We start from the raw sequence: 19,973 nt of genomic DNA on the forward strand, positions 1-19,973 counted from the left end.
TCTCATAAGATACCCGGCTTAAGCATCTCCTAACCGGCTTCTGGCTTCCTTTATAATCGTAACAATCAAAACCAGTCCTACCGGTCCGAGAAGGAAACCAAAAAAACCGAATAACTTAACTCCCACGTACATGGCCATCATGGTATAGACCGGCTTGATGCCTATACGGTTTCCAAAAAGCTTCGGCTCCACAGTCTGGCGTAAAAGCTGGCATCCGACATATGCCGTAAAAAGTATGGCAGCAGAATAAATATCCTTCTGGAACAGATTGATAACTGCCCAGGGAATCAAAATCATACCGCTCCCCAGTATCGGGAAAGCATCCACCACTCCAATTCCAATTCCCACCAGAAGGGCATATTTGTTGTGGATTAAAAACATTGATACGGTACATATGAGTGAAATCAGCAGCAGCATAATTCCCTGGGTCTTTAAATAAGCAATACCCATACCGGACAGCTTCGAAGTAACAAGATGGATATCTTTATAAAAAACCGAATTTCTTACTCCCTCCCTATACTGTTCATCATCCTTAATCAGCAGCAGGATACTTACCAGCATAATTAAAAGTATTCCGATAAAACCTAACATTCCAATCAGCAGATTGATGCTTCTTGTAGTAATAACAGGCATTATCTTATTCTTAATAATCACCAGCACTCCGTCAAAGTTCGTATAAATAAAATTCTGTACGGTACCAAGCTTAATCCCAAGACATTTGTCACACCCTTCGCAAAGCTTATCAATATATCCTGTCAGAACAGATAAGTAAATAGGGAAATTCTTAAGCAGCGCTACCACCTGATTTAACAACATATCACCTAGGTTATATAAAATAAAGCCAATTACTGCAATTAGTAAACTTAAAGATATAATCGCTCCTAAAAGCTTTGGGAGCCTTGTCGTACGGTTTAAGAACTTGACTACCGGTGATAAAGCCGCTGCTATTAAATAGGCTATAATAAAAGGAGCAAAAAGAGGCAGCATATATTCCAATCCAATATACACTCCAAATACTGTAAGCATGACGACACCCAACATCTTAACCTTATTATTATCCTTAAAAGTCATAGCTTCCTCCCTTCCGCTCCTGATGAAATCCCAAGAAAATCTTTAGATAAAAGTACCAGATATGAATCCTATAAAAAGAGAAAAACAGAGAGTATTTATTTAATAAATACTCTCTGTTTTTATTATCTTCCAAAAGGCCATTTGTATGTTAGGTGATTATTTCATCAATTTCAAAAGAATGGTTTTATTGAATATTTAAGGCTGTCAAAAGAAAGGGAACACCTGCTTCTTTTGCCGCTTTTACTTCCTCTAATGCGCTTAATACCTGATAACTGTCACCATCTTTCCAGGCTGCAATCTGAACATTCGGAAGCTCTTTTATTTTTTCGTATTCAGAAATCCTGCCTTTTAGAGCATTTCTTTCTTCTTTCGTGACTTCTTCCTTATACAGGGATTTGGGAGACAGTAATATTCTGGTCCTATCTACCATCTGTCCGTGGTTATCAGCTATCAAAGCATAATAATCCTTTGCTTCTTTCATAATAATAGAGGCAATAAGCTCCGGTGAGGAATAAGCACTTTCAATTACCAGGTTATAATTGGAAAAATTAAAATATTCCAAATTATAAATATCTTTATAACGCATATTTTCCGTCTGTGCTCTCTGGAATAATTTTTCCTTTGCTTCTTCGATAGAGGAATACTGCTCTTCCTTTCCCCTGTTATCCTTCATTACTCTTTCTGCTGCAATATCTAAGCCCACTGAAAGAAATACCTTAAAAGATTTCTCCACGAAATGCCAGGCCAATCTGGAATCAAAAATAATGTTCTTATCCGGATTCTCTCTGGATATCCTGGCTGTTGTGTCGTCTATCATGTTATCGTATTTATGGTCACTGCACATTAACTGGTTCATCTCAAGGGTCGTTATGTTCATCTGCCTCGCCAGTTCTCTCTGAACCTTCCCTGTAGAATAAATCTCAAAGCCGTACTTGTCCTCCAATATTTTGCAGATTGTAGATTTTCCGCTCCCTAGATTTCCTGTTATCGTGATATGCATAGTGTCCTCCTAATCGTTTACCAAAACTTTTCTTAAAGTTTAATGGTTAACATTATAACACGGTACATGGCACAAGTAAAGCCTGTCAGAGTAACGCATTACAATTTTAACTCTATTCCGCCTGGTTTGCTCCTGCTTTGGAATACACTGTCTTTACATTGATACCCTCCAGCATGCCAAGCTTCCCTGAAAGGGAGTTGATGGTGTTATTATCTGCTTCTACAACAATACTGATAATATTCATCTCCTGGTCTCTTATGGGAAGTCCCATTCTGCCTATAATAAACTGTCCGAAATCATGAAGGATATGATTAACCTCCTCCACCTTATCAAGATTTTCCACAATAATACCAACTAATGCAATTCTTGTCTCCATAACACTTCTTCTCCTTTTCTTATTTATACTTTAAAGTTTATACCTTAAAACGATAGCCCACTCCCCAGATTGTCTCAATATACTGGGGTTTTGAAGTATTAAATTCTATCTTTTCTCTGATTTTTTTGATATGCACCGTGACAGTAGCAATATCACCTATGGAATCCATGTCCCAGATTTTCTGGAAAAGTTCCTCCTTGGTATATACCCGGTTAGGGTTTTCTGCTAAGAAGGTAAGCAGGTCGAATTCCTTTGTGGTAAAGTTTCTCTCCTCATTATTAACGTATACTCTTCTGGCTGTCTTGTCAATCTTTAATCCTCTGATTTCTACGACTTCGTTTTCCTTTAGGCTGTCCCCGGTCAGGCGCTCATACCGGGCAAGGTGTGCCTTTACTCTTGCCACCAGCTCGCTTGGACTAAAGGGCTTTGTAATATAATCATCTGCTCCCATGCCAAGGCCTCTGATTTTATCAATATCCTCTTTTTTGGCGGATACCATGAGGATTGGAATGTTCTTCGCACTGCGGATACCCTTGCAGATTTCAAATCCGTCCATACCCGGAAGCATCAAATCCAATATTATCAAGTTAAACTCTTCCTTTAAGGCTCTCTCAAGGCCCTTATCTCCTGCGTTTTCTATCTCAACCTCAAAATCGCTAAGCTCAAGATAGTCCTTTTCCAATTCTGCGATTGCCATCTCATCTTCCACAATCAGTATCCTGCTCATTTTTGACATCCTCCTTACACTTTCTTAATGTAAAATATACCGTTGTCCCATTATCCTCTTCACTCTCCGCCCATATGGTCCCCATATGGTCTTCGATAATTTTCTTTACTATAGCAAGCCCAAGTCCAGTGCCTCCTCTGGTAGAATTTCTGGAGGCATCTGCCCTGTAAAACCTTTCAAATATAAAAGGAAGGTCTCTTGCAGAAATTCCAACACCGTTGTCCCCTATACTGACAACTACCTCCTCTGCCCTGTTAAATTCTGCACCATCCATAATACGGATATCAATATGCCCCTGCCTGTTTCCCATATATTTAACGGAATTCCCAACAATATTACTGATAACACGCTTTAGCTGCTCCGCATCTACATTCACTTTTGTATCGTTATCCGTATCGTTATGATATTCTACCTCAATATTCTTTACTTCCAGGTCAAGGGTAATCTCTCCCAAGCAGTCTTCAAAATAATCTCCCAAATTGATGCAGGAAAAGGTATAAGGCATGGTGTCACAGTCAATCTTTGAATAAAAGGACAGCTCATCCACCAGAACCGATAAGTCGTTTGCCTTGGTGTATATGGTCTTTATATATTTCTCCTGCTTCTCCTTTGTATCTGCCACACCGTCCATAATTCCCTCTGCATAGCCCTTAATTGCTGTTATGGGAGTCCTTAGGTCATGGGAGATATTACTGATTAATTCCTTCATCTCCTGCTCATAACGGAGCCTGACATCAATTAACTCCTTTAGCTGAATTCTCATTTCCTCAAAGTCCACACAGAGCTGCCCAATCTCATCCTCCGGATCTCCTTCAATTGAATAATCCAGATTTCCCTCTTTCATGGCATTGGTTGCAGCATGAAGAGTGTTTATTGGAATAATAATACTTCGGTAAATCCATATAATAAGTACCGAGGCCGTAAGAATAATAATAGATATCAGTGATAAAAGGAGCTGGATGGCAGATGCCTTTATCTGCGGAATCAATGTATCCAGTTCGGTTATAATAAATATGCTTCCCTCGGTCCCGTCACTGTAGTAAAAATCCTGCTGCTTTAACAAAAATGGGGAACTTCCGTCTACGTATAATCCACCCTCTGCATTTCCGGTGTGTTCACCAAAGGCTGGGATGTTTTCCTTTATTTCACTAAATCTTTTATCATTACCGGTATATATATAATCATTTCCTTTTCTTATAACAAGATAAGAATATTTCCCCTTCAACTCCTTCTCAAGATAGGCGATATACTCTTCCTCTTCGAATTTTGCCGGGGCCTTTGCTGCTGTTAAAACAATTTCATTATATACTCCTCTTGTAAGCCTGCTTAAAAGCTGTACAGGATTCGAAATTGCCGTAATAGAATTGGTTTTTACATCGTAGGTTTGCTTTATCTCATTGTTCTGATACCCAATAATAAGGCTCAAGGAAAGGCAGACCAGTAAAAGAGGTATCGTCGTTATAATAAGAAAGGCTGTCAGAAGCCTGCCTTTTAATTTCAAGGTTAATCCTCCTATCAGATTATTCCATAGTTTCTACCCGTATTATACCATAAGCCTGCCGGTTCTACACGGAAAATAACTATGAACTTTCCAAATATTTTATGAACTCCTCGTCAGCCGTATTATCGTTAAAAGCTGGTATACCCCCTGTTTCACAAAATAATCCATGTAAAGAATAATAAAAGAACAGGAGGTATCTGCCGGATATGGCAGAATACCTCCTGTTCTTATTTCATGTATTATTTCTTATACTTCTTAAGCAATTCTGCCTTATCTGTTTTCTCCCAGGGCAGATTAAGATCATTTCTGCCGAAATGTCCGTAAGCTGCTGTCTGTTTGTAGATAGGGCGTCTTAAATCCAGCATCTTGATAATTCCTGCCGGACGAAGGTCAAAATTCTCTCTGATAATCTCAACTAATTCCTCAGAGCTTAAACTGCTTGTCCCAAAAGTATCAACCATAATTGAGGTAGGCTGTGCAACGCCGATAGCATAGGAAAGCTGGATTTCACATTTATCTGCAAGCCCTGCCGCTACAACATTCTTTGCAACATAACGGGCAGCATAAGAAGCAGAACGGTCAACCTTGGTGCAGTCCTTACCGGAAAAGGCTCCGCCGCCGTGACGGGCATATCCGCCGTAGGTGTCAACGATAATCTTACGTCCGGTTAAACCGCTGTCTCCGTTAGGTCCGCCAATTACAAAGCGGCCCGTAGGATTGATAAAGAACTTTGTCTTCTCATCCACCAATTCCTTCGGAAGCACTTCATCAAATACATACTTCTTAATGTCTTTATGTATCTGTTCCTGGGTAACCTCCGGATTATGCTGGGTAGAAAGCACTACAGCATTCAAATGTACAGGTTTGCCTTCTTCATTGTATTCAACTGTTACCTGTGATTTTCCGTCCGGTCTTAGATAAGCAAGGGTACCGTCCTTACGAACCTTTGTCAGCTGCTTTGTCAGCTTATGGGCCAGGGAGATAGGATAAGGAAGATACTCCTCTGTTTCATTGCTGGCAAAGCCAAACATCATACCCTGATCGCCTGCTCCGATTGCTTCCAGTTCATCCTCTGACATGGTATGTTCCTTTGCTTCCAGTGCCTTATTAACTCCCATGGCAATATCCGGAGACTGCTCATCAAGTGCTACGATAACTCCGCAGGTATCAGCGTCAAATCCATAGTCGGATCTGTCATAGCCTATCTCACGGATTGTATCGCGTACTATCTTCTGAATATCCACATAACCCTTTGTTGTGATTTCTCCCATTACCAGTACTAAGCCTGTTGTAATGGCTGTTTCGCAGGCAACACGGCTCATAGGATCCTGTTCCAGCATAGCGTCTAATACCGCATCTGATACCTGGTCACAGATTTTATCGGGATGCCCCTCTGTTACTGATTCTGATGTAAATAATAATTTGTTCATTTTTCTCCTTTCGTAAATAGCAAACTTTGGTTTGTTATTCCTATAAACTAAAAAAAGCCCTGCTATAAGCGGACTTGAAAAAAAATCAAACCCTCTTATTGTTCGATTACTCGCTCAGGTTGGCACCTTCCGCAAAGGGGGTTGCCGTGACTTCATAGAGCCTTTACTCTCCGTCACTCTGAATAAGAGAAATATGTTATATAATATTATACTTGTAAGTGTAGAATATAGCATCCCCCCGCCTTTGTCAAGCATTTTTTTATTGACAATTCTCGCGCTTTTTTCTATACTAAGGCTATATATTGGAAATTGCAGATGGATTAAAAATCTGTAACCATATGCGCCAGATAAGACGCGGATAGGAGCGGAATAGAAGTGAGTAAACAAAGAATTTCCATAAGGCAGGCCCGGCCCGGTCTAATTGTGGCAGATGACATATACAACGCATCCAACCAGTTAGTAATATCCAAGGGAGTGGTTCTTACTGACAGAATTATCACACGTTTGAAATTTAATTCTATCACTGAATTTAATATTATTTTAGAAAGAAAAGAAACTCCAAAGCTAGCCCAAGATATGAGTTATTCCCAGAAAGTGCGCGAAAGCGCCGAGTTCAAGGAATTCCAATCTGCCTTCACCGAAAAAGTAACTGCTTTTAAGGGCGAATTAAACAAGCTGACAGATAAAAATGAGTCTATTAATATCAATGAATTGCTGGAGCACACCACCGACTTACTTCAAAAAACCCGCAATGGAATACATGTTTTTGACATGCTTCACTGTATGAGAGAATACGATGACATTACCTATGTACATTGCATGAATGTATCTCTTCTTAGCAATGTGTTTGGCCAATGGATGAAGCTTCCGGAAAAAGAGCTTGAGCTCCTTACTCTGGCCGGTCTTCTCCATGACATAGGAAAGCTCTCCCTGCCTAACGAATTAGTCAATAAGCAGGAGAAACTGACTCCTTCCGATTATGTAACTATTAAAACCCATACCATACAGGGATACAACATTTTAAGAAACAAGGGCCTTGATCCCAGAATTGCCGATGCTGCCCTGATGCATCATGAACGCTGTGATGGCAGCGGCTACCCATACAGGCTTAAGGGAGATAAGATTGAACCCTTTGCAAAAATTATCGGTATTCTTGATGTTTATGACGCCATGACTTCGGCAAGAGTATACCGTCCGGCCTTAAGTCCTTTTGAAGCTATCTCCGTCTTTGAATCAGAAGGTCTTCAAAAATATGATCCGGCTTACATACTGCTCTTTTTAGAAAAGATTGTACAGGCTTATGTCGGCAACCGCGTCCGCTTAAGCAATGGTGCGGAAGGAGAAATCCGCCTTATCAATCAGCATGCTTTATCAAAGCCAATAATCCAGCTTGGATCCTCTTTTATTGATTTATCAAAAGAAAGAGAATTATCCGTAGCAGCCATTCTGTAATTTGAATTTATTAAATAAAGAGAAGGGGCTGTCGCAAAATACGAAATATAAATTCTATTTTGCGACGGCCCCTTTTAAATTAGTTTTTTATCACGCCTACCGCTAAATCTGTCAATTGTTTTAAGTCTTTTTCCTTTAACTGATAGCTGGATGTGTCTTTGCGGGCAGGTTTTTGAGAGGATGATAATAAGTCGGCAATGTGCAGATCCAACAAGGCAATGGGTTCTGCTCCGGTTCTCTTTTTTAAATCGTCTTTTAATTTTGGATTGGTCCCGTCTGCGCCTCCGCTGATGGAAATAAAACCATACCTGTTCGGATGTTTTTTTAAATAGTGAAGGTACGGGCGAAGCGGCGATGCAATATGTCCCATCCAGACAGGAGCAAAAAACAAGACTCTGTCATAGGTTGTTATAATATCCGGGGAAGGCTCCACCTTTGGCATCCTGCCAAAGATCATATCCCAAATAATTGACTGCATCGTCCTTGCTTTACTCACAGAAATTTCAATGTGATCTGCTGATAATTCTTTGGCAACACTGCATGCCAAGGCTTTATTGTTGCCTGTGTACGAATACGATATTACAGCTGTTCTCATAGGTCATCCTCCTCTTCATTCAAGGTTCTGGCAGGGCAATCCAGAAGTCCCTTCATTGTGAACTCAGCCAGGTATTCTATCAGATGGGGAAAATACTGAATTCCAATCTCGTCCTTGTGTGTTTCGGCAACAATCAAGGCAGTAAACATCGCCATAATCAACTCCGCATCAATATCACTTCTCATCCTGCCAGCTGCTTGCCATTCCCTTACGATTTCGATAAAATTGCTGTAAAGAAAGTCTACATTCTTAAGTCCTTTTTCTTCACAAAAGCTCTTTTCTATTTTGTTAAATACATCTCTGTTGTACCATTCCCGCAATATTGGATTTGAGTTCATACCCTGATAATTTAAAAGCATCATTTGCTGCATGGTATGCATGGGGTCGGCATTTACATCTAAGGATTCCATGATGCTCTTTTTTAAAATAACGTTTTCTTCGTTGTAAATATCCAAAAACAGCGTTTCTTTTGATGGGTAGTAATTATAGAACGTACCTGCGGCCATTCCCGCCATTTTCATAATTTCAGCAACATTTGTATCCTTAAAACCTTTTAAACTAAACAAGTGCTTTCCACAACGGTATATTTCTGCTTTTTTATCCATTATTTCATATCTCCCTGCTTTCATGTATGTCCTTTTAGGCGGACATTTTTCTTCCTAAAAAATCAAAGAAGTGCCCAACAGCCTTTTTTACAGGCCCTAATGAAGTTTCATAATAATAATCAGACTTAAACCATCCCTTTTCCTGATAATAACGGAAATCCCGGTATGCTTCATCTATCATAACGCTCATACTTGTTCGTGAAAGCCGGAATAGCATCAGCCTGAAAATGGAAGGCGAAGGCGTTGTGCGCATCAGTTCTTTGTAAAAGGCTGATGCTGCCTTTTTTATTCTTCTGTCATTTTTCCTGCGCATGGCTTCCGTACCAGGCTCCAGTGTTGCTAAAACGCATCCTTTTGCCGCATGAAAACCGAGATTTTCCCCCATGGCATTCAGATACTTTACAATTTTGTTTCCGCCATAAATGCCCTGGGTGACAATAGCTGTACAAGCTTTCCCAAAAAAACGCGGTCTATGAAAGATAAAGGCCAGTCTGTCAAACATGTTTTTCATTCGCGCAGAAATATGAAACGAGTAATTGGGAGATGCAAATATGACGCCGTCCGAATGACTTATCTTATCAATCAGAATATCCCTGTCATCCTTTAAAGGACAATATTCTTCTCCTTTATCAAAGCACAACTTGCATCCTCTGCAATATTCAAGGTTGTAATCATGTAAAAAGATATATTCAAATTCAATTTCACCATAGGACTTTAAGTAATTCCCGAATTTAAGAACTGCATCATATGTCCCTCGCTTCTGCTGACTTCCTATTAACGCGATAACCTTTTTCATGATTGACCTCCAAAGATATAAGTTGACCCGATTTATGAATGAATACTTTTCTATTCATTCATAAATTTAATATTAGCATATTAAATTTGAGATGTCAATATTGAGTCATTTTATAGTTTGATAGCCAAAAGAGCGCGTAGCAAATGCGACGCGCTCTTTTTATCATAAAAATATTCTAGCTGACTTTCAGCTTAAACTTCTGAATGGCTTTTTCATCTTCTGCATCCAGTTTCGCCATAATAGCTCCAAGTCCCTGCATCTTTCTTTCAAAATTCTCATAGCCTCTTTCGATATATTCAACCTGCTCTACAAGAGTAAAGCCTGTTGCTGCAAGACCGGCTATTACAAGCGCTGCCCCGGCTCTTAAATCAGGAGCACTTACAATAGCTCCCGTAAGATTTTTAACACCTACAATAACAGCTGTGTTTCCCTCTACTTTAATGTTAGCCCCCATCCTGGAAAGCTCATCCACATAACGGAGCCTGTTCTCAAACAACGTCTCCGTTACAATACTTGTCCCTTCGGAGGTGACTAAAACAGCTGAAATCTGCGGCTGCATATCTGTTGGAAAGCCAGGATAAGGCAATGTCTTAACATGAGTATGTCCAAGAATACCCGTTGCACTTACTCTGATAGCATCATCATACTCCTCGACATGTGTTCCAATCTCAATCAGCTTAGCCGTTATTGCTTCCAAATGCTTTGGTATAACATTTTTAATCAGTACATCACCCTTTGTAGCTGCCGCAGCAAACATAAACGTTCCTGCTTCAATCTGGTCAGGGATAATGGTATATTCACTTCCATTTAACTTCTCTACACCCTTAATACGGATAACATCCGTTCCGGTGCCCTTGATATTCGCTCCCATGCTGTTTAAGAAGTTTGCGACATCAACTACATGAGGCTCCTTGGCAGAGTTCTCAATAATGGTGACTCCCTCTGAAAGACAGGCAGCAAGCATAATATTAATGGTGGCTCCCACGCTGGCACAATCCAGATAAATATGGTTTCCTTGCAGCTTATCGGCCTTGGCTTTTATCATTCCATGCTCAATTTTAACAACAGCACCTAATGCCTCCAGCCCTTTGATATGCTGGTCAATGGGACGGCTTCCGATATTACAGCCTCCCGGCAGTGCCACCTGAGCTTTTTTATACTTTCCTAAAAGTGCTCCCAGCAGATAGTAGGAAGCTCTGATTTTCCTGATAAAGTCATAATCAATTCCAATATCAGAATCAATGCTCTTCCCGTTAACCCTTACGGTATGCTCATCTATTCTCTCAACTTTGGCACCTATTTCTTCAATGGCCTGTAAAAGCACATGAATATCCCCGATATCCGGTAAGTTTCCTATCACGACCGGTTCATCTGTCATTATTGCCGCACATATAATACCAAGTGCAGCATTTTTAGCGCCACCGATAGTGACCTCTCCTTGCAAGGCCTTACCACCTTTTATAATATATTGCTCCATCGCACACCTCTTTACCAGCTTACTTAATAAATATTACATATGGCTTTTACGCAAAATTAAAACCTCTTTCGCTTATGCTTCATGCAAAGAGGCCGCCATATCATATTCTCTATATTCAGAATGTCTTTTGTATTCGCTTCATAAATCACCTTGATTATATCATAAAACTGCAGGTTGTAAATAATTTTTCTCTGATTTATGCTTTCTGTTATTCCTCTTTGTATAAATCAATCTCTTCTATAATCTTTTCCATAAGTTCTTCTGTGTTTAATTGTTCCCCACTCACTGTAATGTGAGCATATTTCTCATAAAGAGGGCATCTCTCGTCATAAAGCATCTTAAGATCCTGCCCCGTTCTTAGTACAACTCCTCTTTGCTTCATATTTCCCAGGCGTTCGGTTATTGTCTGAAGCGACAGCTTGATATAGACAATAATCCCATTCTCCCGCAGATGTTCCATCGCTTCCTTTCCGTAAATTACGCTTCCCCCTGTGGCAATTACTGTATTTACGGCATCTATTTCACTATTAATCTGATTTTCAATAGCCAGAAAACCATCTATTCCTCTTTTGTCAATGATATCCTTTAATAACTCTTTTTCCTGCTCCTGAATCAATAGGTCGGAATCAAGAAACTGATATCCTAAAACCTTAGCAAGGATGATTCCAATGGTACTCTTACCGGCTGAAGGCATTCCAACTAAAATAATATTTTTCATGGGCATGTCCTTTCGCACATAATGTAGTGATTATAACATCTTTATCACTCTTCGCCAAGTACTTTTTATTTTTTCCGGCAGAACGCCTTTTCATGCTATTTATTTTTTGACACTATAGCCAAATGTTCCCAGCAGCTCTCCCAGTCCATAATATTCGCCATGGGAATAAACAATCGGCTTCGCTTTATTCAAATCAAATTTTCCTTTTTCGTTCATATACTTACTGGCTGCATGGACTCCGAGCACTTCTGAAAGAAACATGTCATGAGAACCCAATGGGATAATTTCCTTTAACTTACATTCTATGTTAACAGGTGCTTCTGCAATACACGGAGCATCCACATTAATTCCTTTTACAGGCGTTAATTTCATTTCCTTGAATTTATCCACATTTCTTCCGGATTTGACCCCGCAGTAATCTGCCGCTCTTACAAGGTTTTCATCCGTGAGATTTATGGTAAATTCTCCTGTCTCTTTAATAATATCATAGGAATACCGCTCTTTTCTAAGAGAAATATATACCATTGGCGGATTGGTACAGACCGTCCCCGTCCATGCAACTGTGATGATATTATTTCTCCCTGCCTTATCCCTGCAGCCTACCATTACAGCAGGAAGAGGGTAGAGCATATTGCCGGGTTTCCAAAATTCTTTTTCCATTTTTACCTCTTTTCTAGCACTATCATTTTTCTTCATTTTATTGTATAATATAACTTATTAGAAATTGCTTTTCAAATTTCTGATAAAAGGCGGTTCTTTTGCCGCCGTGCATCCGATTATAGGAACATATTTTCGTTCCTATAATAGACTTAAGAAAAACAATATCCTACAATAAACTTCAATTAAGGAGGCATTAAATATGGCTGATAATCTGATTTTAATAGAATCTGTAACACAAAATGTTCAGGACAAAGTGAAACAGTCCCTTAAATTCCGCACCGGTAAATTCGTTTGGCGTGTCAAATTTACTGCCCCTCTTGATCCTGCAACTGTCAATAATAAGAATCTTTATGTGACTACGGTAAACCAAATGCCCTTAAAGACCTATATCCGTTATGATACCATCAACCAATACATAGAGATTGAGCCTCTTGAGGCTTATTCCCAAAACGAATCCTATATTTTAACCATAACAAGAAATGTGAAATCAAAAGGCGGCAAGAATCTAAAAACACCTGTAACCCTTCAATTTAAGATACAGGATTAGTTTTCCTGCAACGCCAGCATTAATGCGGGTATTACCTGTTTCTTCCTGGATACAACATTCTCAAGGTAAAATACTTTGTCATTTTTGTCAAAGTGGAAGGTATTAATTAGCATCTCCTTGGCTCCCGCACCCTGATATAGGAACTCTGTAGAACTGTCCATAATGCTGGTGAGCATAAAGAACAGCATTTCCACTCCATGCTCATGATAAGCTTTCTGCATATAGGGAACCAGGGATTCTTTTATTTTATCAAGCTCTTCCCTGCTCATGGAACTAATCTGCCCTACTCCAAAGGTAACCTCTCCGGCAGTAAATTTTTTGAAATCCTGATAAAAGATTTCTTCCGGACTCTTATTCGTTAAATCACTGCCTGCTGCAAACATTCTTCCGGCAAATTCCTCTGTCTGTATTCCTGCAATCAAAGCCAATGCCTGTGCAGCCTGTTTATCTGCTTCCGTACAGGTCGGTGAACGGTATACCAGCGTATCCGACAGTATAGCAGCACAAAGAAGCCCTGCTATCTTAGGCTCAATTTCTATCTGGTGCTCCTGATACATCTGATAGATAATGGTCGCCGTACATCCTAAAGGCTGGTTCCTGAAAAATACGGGATTGATAGTTTCCAGACTGCCAAGCCTGTGATGGTCTATGATTTCTAATATTTCTGCATCTTCTAGCCCGTCAACTGCCTGGGATTTCTCATTATGGTCTACCAGAATAATCTGCTTTCTTTTTGCTCCTAACAGATTTCTTCTTGATATCATTCCAAAATAATGTCCGTCTTTATCCAATATGGGAAAGTCTCTGTGCCGCTTTTGCGCCATGATGCCTTTAATATCTTCAATGTAATCCTCCTTGGTAAAAAAGAGGATATCCTTATCTGTCATAAAAAACTGAATCGGTATGCTTTGGTTAATAAGTCTGGCCGCAGTAAAGGTATCATAAGGTGTCTTTATAATAATACAGTTGTTGTTCTGTGCCATCCTGGTAATAGTCTTGGATACGCTTGCTCCGTCACATACAATGATACAGCCTGCATTCATCTCGATAGCACATAGCTGGGACTCATAGCGGTTTCCCAATATCACAACATCATCTTTTTCAATATAATTTTCCATAAGGTCAGGGTTGGCTGCTGCAATTAATACCTTGCCTTCACGGAACATTTCCTCTCCGCTTCCTACGAGTAATTCCCCTTCCAGGGTCTCCACCAGATTTCTGCAGGGCGTATGGGCTTTTGTGAGAATTCTGTTATCATAGACATCCATATAGGATTTCGTGATATCACCTACCGTTATAAGTCCTTCCAGATGATTTTCGGTATCCACTATAGGGAGGGTCACCACATTGTTTTTTCTCATATAGGACCACGCTTCTTTTAAAGAGATATTTTTTTCTACTCCTTTTGTCCTGCGGACTTCAATGTCTTTGACCTGCGTGCGGACATCCGGCAGATACGCCGGTGCACTTGCTTTAAAGGCTTCCAGAACAAATTTTGTCTCTGAATTGATATGTCCTGCCCTTTTCGGCACATAGTCTTCCCCTGTCAGCTTACTTTTCAAATTCGCATATGCGATAGCTGAACATATAGAATCCGTATCCGGATTGACATGCCCTATTACAAATATCTGGTTTCCCATCCTATTATATTTCCTCCGTTATAAGATCTTCTTTTATTATATATAATAAATCCTCTTCTGTCAGTTTCCCGCTGTTTAATATATCCCCTAACAGTGATTTATATCTTTTGTCGGCGGCTTTCTTTGCTTTTACAGCTAGTCTCATTGTCTCTCCATAGGCTTCCCTATCGCTGCACGCAGCCTGTGCTTCTTTTAAGATCTTTACAAATTCTTCTTTTGTCTCATCCTTTAGCTTATAATTGTTATTCTCAAGATATTGTTTTGCAAAGAAAACAAGCTGCTTTAGACTATATGGAGCAAGTGAGATTTCATAAGCAAAATATTCTTTTAAATACGGATAGTTGTCTAAAAAATCAGTAATCTCGTCTTTTGTCCCTTCCATTACCGCGAAAATATTATCCTGCGTTTCCTGAAAGAAAGCATAGAGCCTCTGTGCCGTTTCTGCCTGAATTTCTCCGGGATTTTCTATAATCAGGGAGCTTCCGTAGAGTTTCTCCTTTTGCTTTAGAATGTCAATTTTATTAAGCTTCTCCCCTGTTATTTTGGCAATCCTGTCTGTTTTTATCCAATTAAGGCAATACAGCACCTTACAGATCTTTAGAGCCAGAGAAGTCTTACCGCTTTCTTTTTCTCCGCTAATACATAAGAATTTCGTATTTGCAGAATCGGAAAGTATATTTTCAAGGCAATAACGAAACTGCTCTTTTATTTCCTCCGATTGCAGGAAGCCGCCCAATTCCCTCTGGTAATCAAAGGAAGCCTTCTCAAATAAAGAAAAGATGCTCTCTGCCGTTAGCGCATCGGGTTCTGTTCTATCCAGTTCTGTGCTTTGGGGTTCCATGTCATCCTGTTCTATCCTATCCGGTTCTGCACTTTGGGCTTCTATGCTGCTATGCTCTGTACTTTCAGGTTCTACAGCATCCTGTTCTATCCTTTCGGGTTCCGGATTTTCAAGTCCTGCGTTTTCTGTCTTTGCACTTTCCGGTTCTTCTTCCCCCTGCTTTTCTTCCGTGACAGGTTCCTCTTTTTTATCTGCTTTTATTATTACCGTTTCTTCCTCTTCACCTGTCTGGGTATCTTCAGGCTCCGCATAGCTGTCTTCGGTATCTTCCTCTTTTTCTTCTTCTGCAAGATACTCGTTTATCTGTTCTCTGATATTTCGATAATCCTTGGTCTTATCAAGTCCCAGCCTCTGCCTTGTTTCATTTTTATCCTTCGCCTTTAAAATGTGCACCGGATCAATCTCTCCGACATAATAGGCTTTTAAGAGCTTGGCCTTTTCTACATAGATACCGTCTCCAAACCAAAGGATAATATCGGAACATTCCCTGACACACTTGTCCTTCATCCCTGCCTTATGGTAAAGCTTGGCAAGTTCATAAGCCCAAACTTCAATATATTCGTATTCCTTTAGCTGCTCTAAAGAATCTATCAGAACATCTGCCGGCTCTCCCTTTAATTTATCTATATAATAGCGGAATATAAAACAATAGGAATCATCAGAGGCCGACCTTTTGTATTTCAGAAAGCACTCCTCTGCCTGATCCACATCTCCCCTTTTTATCGAAAGCTCTACCATCTGATAGAGAACACGCCTTGTTTTCGATTTCTCATAAATCCTGTAAAGGAGCTCCATGGCCTCATCATACCGCTCGGTTTCCGTTAACACATCGGCTAAAATGCTTAAATCGGTCAAAGACTTTATTCTGCGTAAATCCATGGTGTCAAGGATCTTGACAGCTTTCTGGTATTGTCCTTCATCTGTTAACTTGCGGATTTCTTCTATTTTTACAATGTTATCATACCGTTCCATCGCAGCCTCCTTTTCGCCACCAATACCTCAAATAGTTCTTTTATGGAATCTATCTTACCATTTTCACTGTATTTATACAAGTTCTTTCCCGCCCTTTGGAGGCGCAATTACCAATCCCTGATTTACATCTGCCGCAAAAAAGGGTGCCGCAATCCATAATTTAATTGCAGCACCCGCTTCGTTTGCACTTAGGCCTATTCATCATGTTTATCCTTTTCGTTCGCTCTTTTTATTACTGCAACAATCAGGGAAATGAATAACCCTGTTGCGGATACAATAAATAGTATTAATGCAGAATTATCATTTGAAGCTTCTGGAGCAGAAGAACCCGATAGGCTTTTGAATAACCAAAAAGCAGCTACCACCAGAACAACGGAAAAGATAACTGCTATAACAGAGGATATTACCGTCTTTTTGCTGTCAGTTCTTGGAGGCAGATAAGCATTTGCCCCTATTATTCTGATAAGATATATCCCCATACACGCCATGATAATCACCATAATATTGGAAGGATAGGGAAGCCAGCGGATTCCTCCCCCATAGAGTCCCGAATCCAGTAAAAGGGCGTAAAACATTAGCATAAACATCTGATTTCCAATGCTGTTACGTTTTTCTTTCTGCATTTCATCCAAGCGGTTTTCATTGATTTTCATATTCATCATCCTCCCAAAAAAGTTGGTCAAGAGTTTTTCCAAGGACCTTGCAAATTGCTATGCACAGATTTATTGAAGGGTTATAATCTCCTTTTTCGATAGCGTTCATTGTCTGGCGTGCAACTCCAACGGCATCTGCAAGGTCTTTTTGTGTCATGTCTTTTGCCGCTCTGGCAGCTTTTATTCTTAAATTTTTACCCATTGTTGCTACCTCCACCGTCATTGTATCATTAATACATCATTATGTCAAATATATATTACATTTATTTGTATATATATGACTCAATCCAAAATCGGGAAGGTCGCATGGTGGGTTGAAACACGACTTTCCCAGCCAGGGTATCATTTTTCTAAAATAATTGAGGCTCTAATTATAAAAATAAAATACCTCTTTCTATTCAAGATACAGCAAAGAAGGATTCAAAAAATAGCAGGCCGGCTTGAATCAGCCGGTCTGCCATTAGAAAGTATGATATGTATAAGAAAAAAACTATAGACTCTTATAGAAATCCAGGGTGTCCTTAAGCTCTTTGATTACTTCTCCCCCGTCTTTTTCCAGGGCACGGTATCTAAGTTCTGTATCCTTAATTTTCTTTATTGTGTTTCTTGCATGCCGCTCCATTGCTTCGGCAAACAAAGGCATCCCTTTTAGATGCTCACGGATTTCCTTTTTAAAAGGGCAGTAGGTAGCAAGAATTTCACGGGCTATCCTGTTTAATTTGACAGCTCCGGTAGCCTCTCCCTTTACCCAGCCTTCATAGTCAATTACAAAAATCTCTCTGTAATTATTTCTGCCCTTTTGTATCTGAGCCTTAATCTTTTCCCTCATTTCTTCTGAAATGTCTCTATTCTTACGGTAAAACTGTATGTAGTCGGCATATTCAGAGGTCAGGGACTTTTCCTTGATATTATTCCAGGCATTTCCCTGGATACTTCTGCAAAGCTCCCAGCGGAACTTTCCGCATACCTTAATCAGCATATCATTAAAATTGGCATCCGCAAACATAGGGAATATGAAACGCCCTTCTCTGCTCTTTTTCTTTCCTGTAATCTCCTGCCACATAACCCCATGGTAACCCATGACCGGCATCAGAATAATGTCAGGATAAACCGGCTGCATAAGGTATTCTTTTGCAATGCCCTTTGCCTGGTTTACATATAATATTTCCCTGTGAAAGATGGAGTAGTCAACCTCCAGCAAATTATTCACAGCGGAATTTATACGCTCAGGCGTTAACAGCATATTCTGAAAACTTTTTACGATACTCTCACCCCAGAGGAAAGGTACGAATGTGCTGAACTGTCCATTTACAACCTTGCTGTTATAGCGGAACATATTCTGCATTTCATATTTAACTTTTAAAATAGGATTTGTTAATGCTTCTTTTTCCCCTTCTTCTGTAATTTCCCCTCTCTTACGGTTGTTTCTTAACCAATCTACATATTCCTGGTCAAATTCGTTTTTGGAGGGTTCCTTTTCTCCTTTATAAATGCAGGTAAGCCAGGTCTTTATATCATAAACCTTGCAATGTCCTGTCTGCTTAAGCATCTCATCATCAAGAAAATACAATTCCCTTATCTGGTCAGTAGTTAAGAGCCTTTCGTCCAGAAAGCCGTACTTTAAGAATAAATCAATTATTTTGGGTGCATTTCCATCTCTGCATGCTTTTAGAAATACGCTCTCGTAAAGCTCGTAAAAATGCTGTGTCAGCTTTCTTCTAAGAATTCTTATTCTGTCATCTGTTGAGAACTTATCTCTCAAATTAATAAAATCCAACATTCCCTGTGCCATTTCATCCGCCTTTTCGGTATCATACAAGGCGTAAACACATATCTGCTGTAACGCTCCCTGAAGAGTCTCGGTAACTTCCTTTGCTTCATCTTCGGTATACTGAAAATTGTTCTCTACCTGTTCCTTGCGATTAGAGGATTTGGAGATAAGCATATAGTAGATTTCCTCCATACGCTTTCTGTCAACCTTGCATTTCCTCCCAAGCTTTTCCTCAAAGGTCTTTTCCAGATAGTTAATACGTTCGACGATAGCGTCTACCACCCTGATTAACTCTCTGTTGTCTCCTCCTGTTTCTTCGATGTTTATCGCAAGAGAAGCATAACTTTTATACAGGCAGTTATCCGAATTACTGATAAGACCAAGTAAAAGGCTTTCAAGATAATCTGACATTCTGCTGCATTCGGACAGCATCTGGCTTATAATCTCCTGAGTATCTTCCAGTGTATACAGTGCTACAATTTCCCCGTAAGAGCAAAAGCTCTTCCAGGTATCCACGGATATCCTGGCACTTTCTTTGTAATATTCCAGTTTTTTATCATCCAGCAGGGTTTCTTCGTTATAAGGCTCAAGTTCCTTTAATGCCGTTATTGGATTGACGGAATATCCCAGCTTGCTGCCAAGCTCCATATATTTCCCATGGTACTTATCGGCAAATTCATAGATATCCTCTGCCGCATTACGAAGTTGTGAATAAATCTTTTCAATTTCAGCCACATATCTGGACAAGGATGCAGACATTAACCCTTTATAATCTTTATTTATTGTAAAAATATCTGCTACTTCTTCCATTCGCTGTACCGGAAAGCTATAGAACAGCACTTCATCAAAAGCTTCGTAAGAGCACAGATATCTGCCAAAGCTCAAATCACTTGCCCCGATAAAATTACCGGTACCAAGCACTACTCTGGTTCCCTTGCTTTTGGCAAGCACTCTTCCCTTTAGAATAATTGCTACCCCTTTAACATGCTCCCCTTCCAGATATATTGTTGTATTCTTATCTACCTGATTTACTGCATTATGATTAATTACTATTCCCATGACTCACCTCAGCAATCTTTTGCGTATAATCTATTATAATCCATAAACCGACAATTCGGAAGATGAATTTTGCATATTTATC

At 39.8% G+C, this 19,973-nt stretch carries 19 protein-coding genes and 1 riboswitch; of the genes, 2 read left to right on the forward strand and 17 right to left on the reverse strand.

Annotated features, from left to right (window positions below):
* Nucleotides 1-18: 18 nt before the first annotated feature.
* From BUF11_RS19520 to metK, 6 genes are all read right to left on the reverse strand, one after another.
* Complete coding sequence (locus tag BUF11_RS19520) at nt 19-1,071, reverse strand: AI-2E family transporter (protein ID WP_073590542.1); 1,053 nt, start codon at nt 1,069-1,071, stop codon at nt 19-21.
* Between the two features lie 184 nt (nt 1,072-1,255).
* Complete coding sequence (locus tag BUF11_RS19525; RefSeq protein WP_073590543.1) at nt 1,256-2,071, reverse strand: cytidylate kinase family protein; 816 nt, start codon at nt 2,069-2,071, stop codon at nt 1,256-1,258.
* Between the two features lie 112 nt (nt 2,072-2,183).
* The gene (locus tag BUF11_RS19530; protein WP_073590544.1) at nt 2,184-2,447 is read right to left on the reverse strand and encodes a TM1266 family iron-only hydrogenase system putative regulator; all 264 of its coding nucleotides are present in this window, start codon (nt 2,445-2,447) and stop codon (nt 2,184-2,186) included.
* A gap of 37 nt (nt 2,448-2,484) precedes the next feature.
* Nucleotides 2,485-3,174, reverse strand: a complete 690-nt coding sequence (locus BUF11_RS19535) for a response regulator transcription factor (RefSeq protein ID WP_073590545.1) — start codon at nt 3,172-3,174, stop codon at nt 2,485-2,487.
* Nucleotides 3,146-4,675 (reverse strand): sensor histidine kinase, encoded by a 1,530-nt coding sequence (locus BUF11_RS19540; RefSeq protein WP_073590546.1) that lies wholly within the window; start codon nt 4,673-4,675, stop codon nt 3,146-3,148. The genes BUF11_RS19535 and BUF11_RS19540 overlap by 29 nt, the downstream gene beginning before the upstream one ends.
* 239 nt (nt 4,676-4,914) lie before the next feature.
* Entirely contained in the window at nt 4,915-6,105 is a 1,191-nt protein-coding gene (gene metK / locus BUF11_RS19545; protein WP_073590547.1) for a methionine adenosyltransferase, read from the reverse strand.
* Between the two features lie 92 nt (nt 6,106-6,197).
* Nucleotides 6,198-6,294, reverse strand: a riboswitch (SAM riboswitch).
* A 186-nt stretch (nt 6,295-6,480) separates the two neighbouring features.
* Between metK and BUF11_RS19550 the strand changes: the two genes are divergently transcribed.
* Nucleotides 6,481-7,557 carry an HD-GYP domain-containing protein gene (locus tag BUF11_RS19550; protein WP_084558778.1) on the forward strand — a complete coding sequence of 359 codons (1,077 nt, stop codon included), beginning with the start codon at nt 6,481-6,483 and terminating at the stop codon, nt 7,555-7,557.
* 79 nt (nt 7,558-7,636) lie between these two features.
* Here the strand turns inward: BUF11_RS19550 and BUF11_RS19555 are convergent, their stop codons facing one another.
* The 6 genes from BUF11_RS19555 to BUF11_RS19580 all read right to left on the reverse strand — a co-directional run bounded on the left by BUF11_RS19555 (nt 7,637) and on the right by BUF11_RS19580 (nt 12,408).
* Entirely contained in the window at nt 7,637-8,152 is a 516-nt protein-coding gene (locus BUF11_RS19555) for a flavodoxin family protein (protein WP_073590549.1), read from the reverse strand.
* A complete protein-coding gene (locus BUF11_RS19560; protein ID WP_242952423.1) occupies nt 8,149-8,757 on the reverse strand; it encodes a TetR/AcrR family transcriptional regulator in 609 nt (202 codons plus the stop codon). The genes BUF11_RS19555 and BUF11_RS19560 overlap by 4 nt, the downstream gene beginning before the upstream one ends.
* A 34-nt stretch (nt 8,758-8,791) precedes the next feature.
* Nucleotides 8,792-9,553 carry a flavodoxin family protein gene (locus tag BUF11_RS19565; RefSeq protein ID WP_073590550.1) on the reverse strand — a complete coding sequence of 254 codons (762 nt, stop codon included), beginning with the start codon at nt 9,551-9,553 and terminating at the stop codon, nt 8,792-8,794.
* A 175-nt stretch (nt 9,554-9,728) separates the two neighbouring features.
* A complete protein-coding gene (locus tag BUF11_RS19570) occupies nt 9,729-11,030 on the reverse strand; it encodes a UDP-N-acetylglucosamine 1-carboxyvinyltransferase (RefSeq protein ID WP_073590551.1) in 1,302 nt (433 codons plus the stop codon).
* Nucleotides 11,031-11,238: 208 nt separating this feature from the next.
* The gene (locus BUF11_RS19575) at nt 11,239-11,754 is read right to left on the reverse strand and encodes a shikimate kinase (protein WP_073590552.1); all 516 of its coding nucleotides are present in this window, start codon (nt 11,752-11,754) and stop codon (nt 11,239-11,241) included.
* Nucleotides 11,755-11,847: 93 nt separating this feature from the next.
* A complete protein-coding gene (locus BUF11_RS19580) occupies nt 11,848-12,408 on the reverse strand; it encodes a flavin reductase family protein (protein WP_073590553.1) in 561 nt (186 codons plus the stop codon).
* Between the two features lie 199 nt (nt 12,409-12,607).
* On the opposite strand from BUF11_RS19580, the gene BUF11_RS19585 reads away from it, so the two are divergent.
* Nucleotides 12,608-12,955: an Ig-like domain-containing protein gene (locus tag BUF11_RS19585; protein ID WP_073590554.1), complete on the forward strand. Its 348-nt coding sequence runs from the start codon at nt 12,608-12,610 to the stop codon at nt 12,953-12,955.
* Here BUF11_RS19585 and BUF11_RS19590 read toward each other — a convergent pair.
* The 5 genes from BUF11_RS19590 to BUF11_RS19610 form a co-directional block, all read right to left on the reverse strand.
* Entirely contained in the window at nt 12,952-14,595 is a 1,644-nt protein-coding gene (locus tag BUF11_RS19590; protein WP_073590555.1) for a putative manganese-dependent inorganic diphosphatase, read from the reverse strand. The two genes, BUF11_RS19585 and BUF11_RS19590, sit on opposite strands and share 4 nt — an antisense overlap.
* A 4-nt stretch (nt 14,596-14,599) precedes the next feature.
* Nucleotides 14,600-16,408 (reverse strand): P-loop NTPase family protein, encoded by a 1,809-nt coding sequence (locus tag BUF11_RS19595; RefSeq protein WP_073590556.1) that lies wholly within the window; start codon nt 16,406-16,408, stop codon nt 14,600-14,602.
* Nucleotides 16,409-16,602: 194 nt separating this feature from the next.
* Complete coding sequence (locus BUF11_RS19600; protein ID WP_073590557.1) at nt 16,603-17,061, reverse strand: hypothetical protein; 459 nt, start codon at nt 17,059-17,061, stop codon at nt 16,603-16,605.
* Nucleotides 17,048-17,263: a helix-turn-helix transcriptional regulator gene (locus BUF11_RS19605; protein ID WP_073590558.1), complete on the reverse strand. Its 216-nt coding sequence runs from the start codon at nt 17,261-17,263 to the stop codon at nt 17,048-17,050. Before BUF11_RS19605 ends, BUF11_RS19600 begins: the two co-directional genes overlap by 14 nt.
* 288 nt (nt 17,264-17,551) lie before the next feature.
* On the reverse strand, nt 17,552-19,891 hold the full coding sequence (locus BUF11_RS19610; protein WP_073590559.1) for a cyclic nucleotide-binding domain-containing protein: 2,340 nt from the start codon (nt 19,889-19,891) through the stop codon (nt 17,552-17,554).
* Nucleotides 19,892-19,973: the final 82 nt, after the last annotated feature.

Source organism: Anaerocolumna xylanovorans DSM 12503 (assembly GCF_900143645.1).
GTDB classification, from domain to species: domain Bacteria; phylum Bacillota; class Clostridia; order Lachnospirales; family Lachnospiraceae; genus Anaerocolumna; species Anaerocolumna xylanovorans.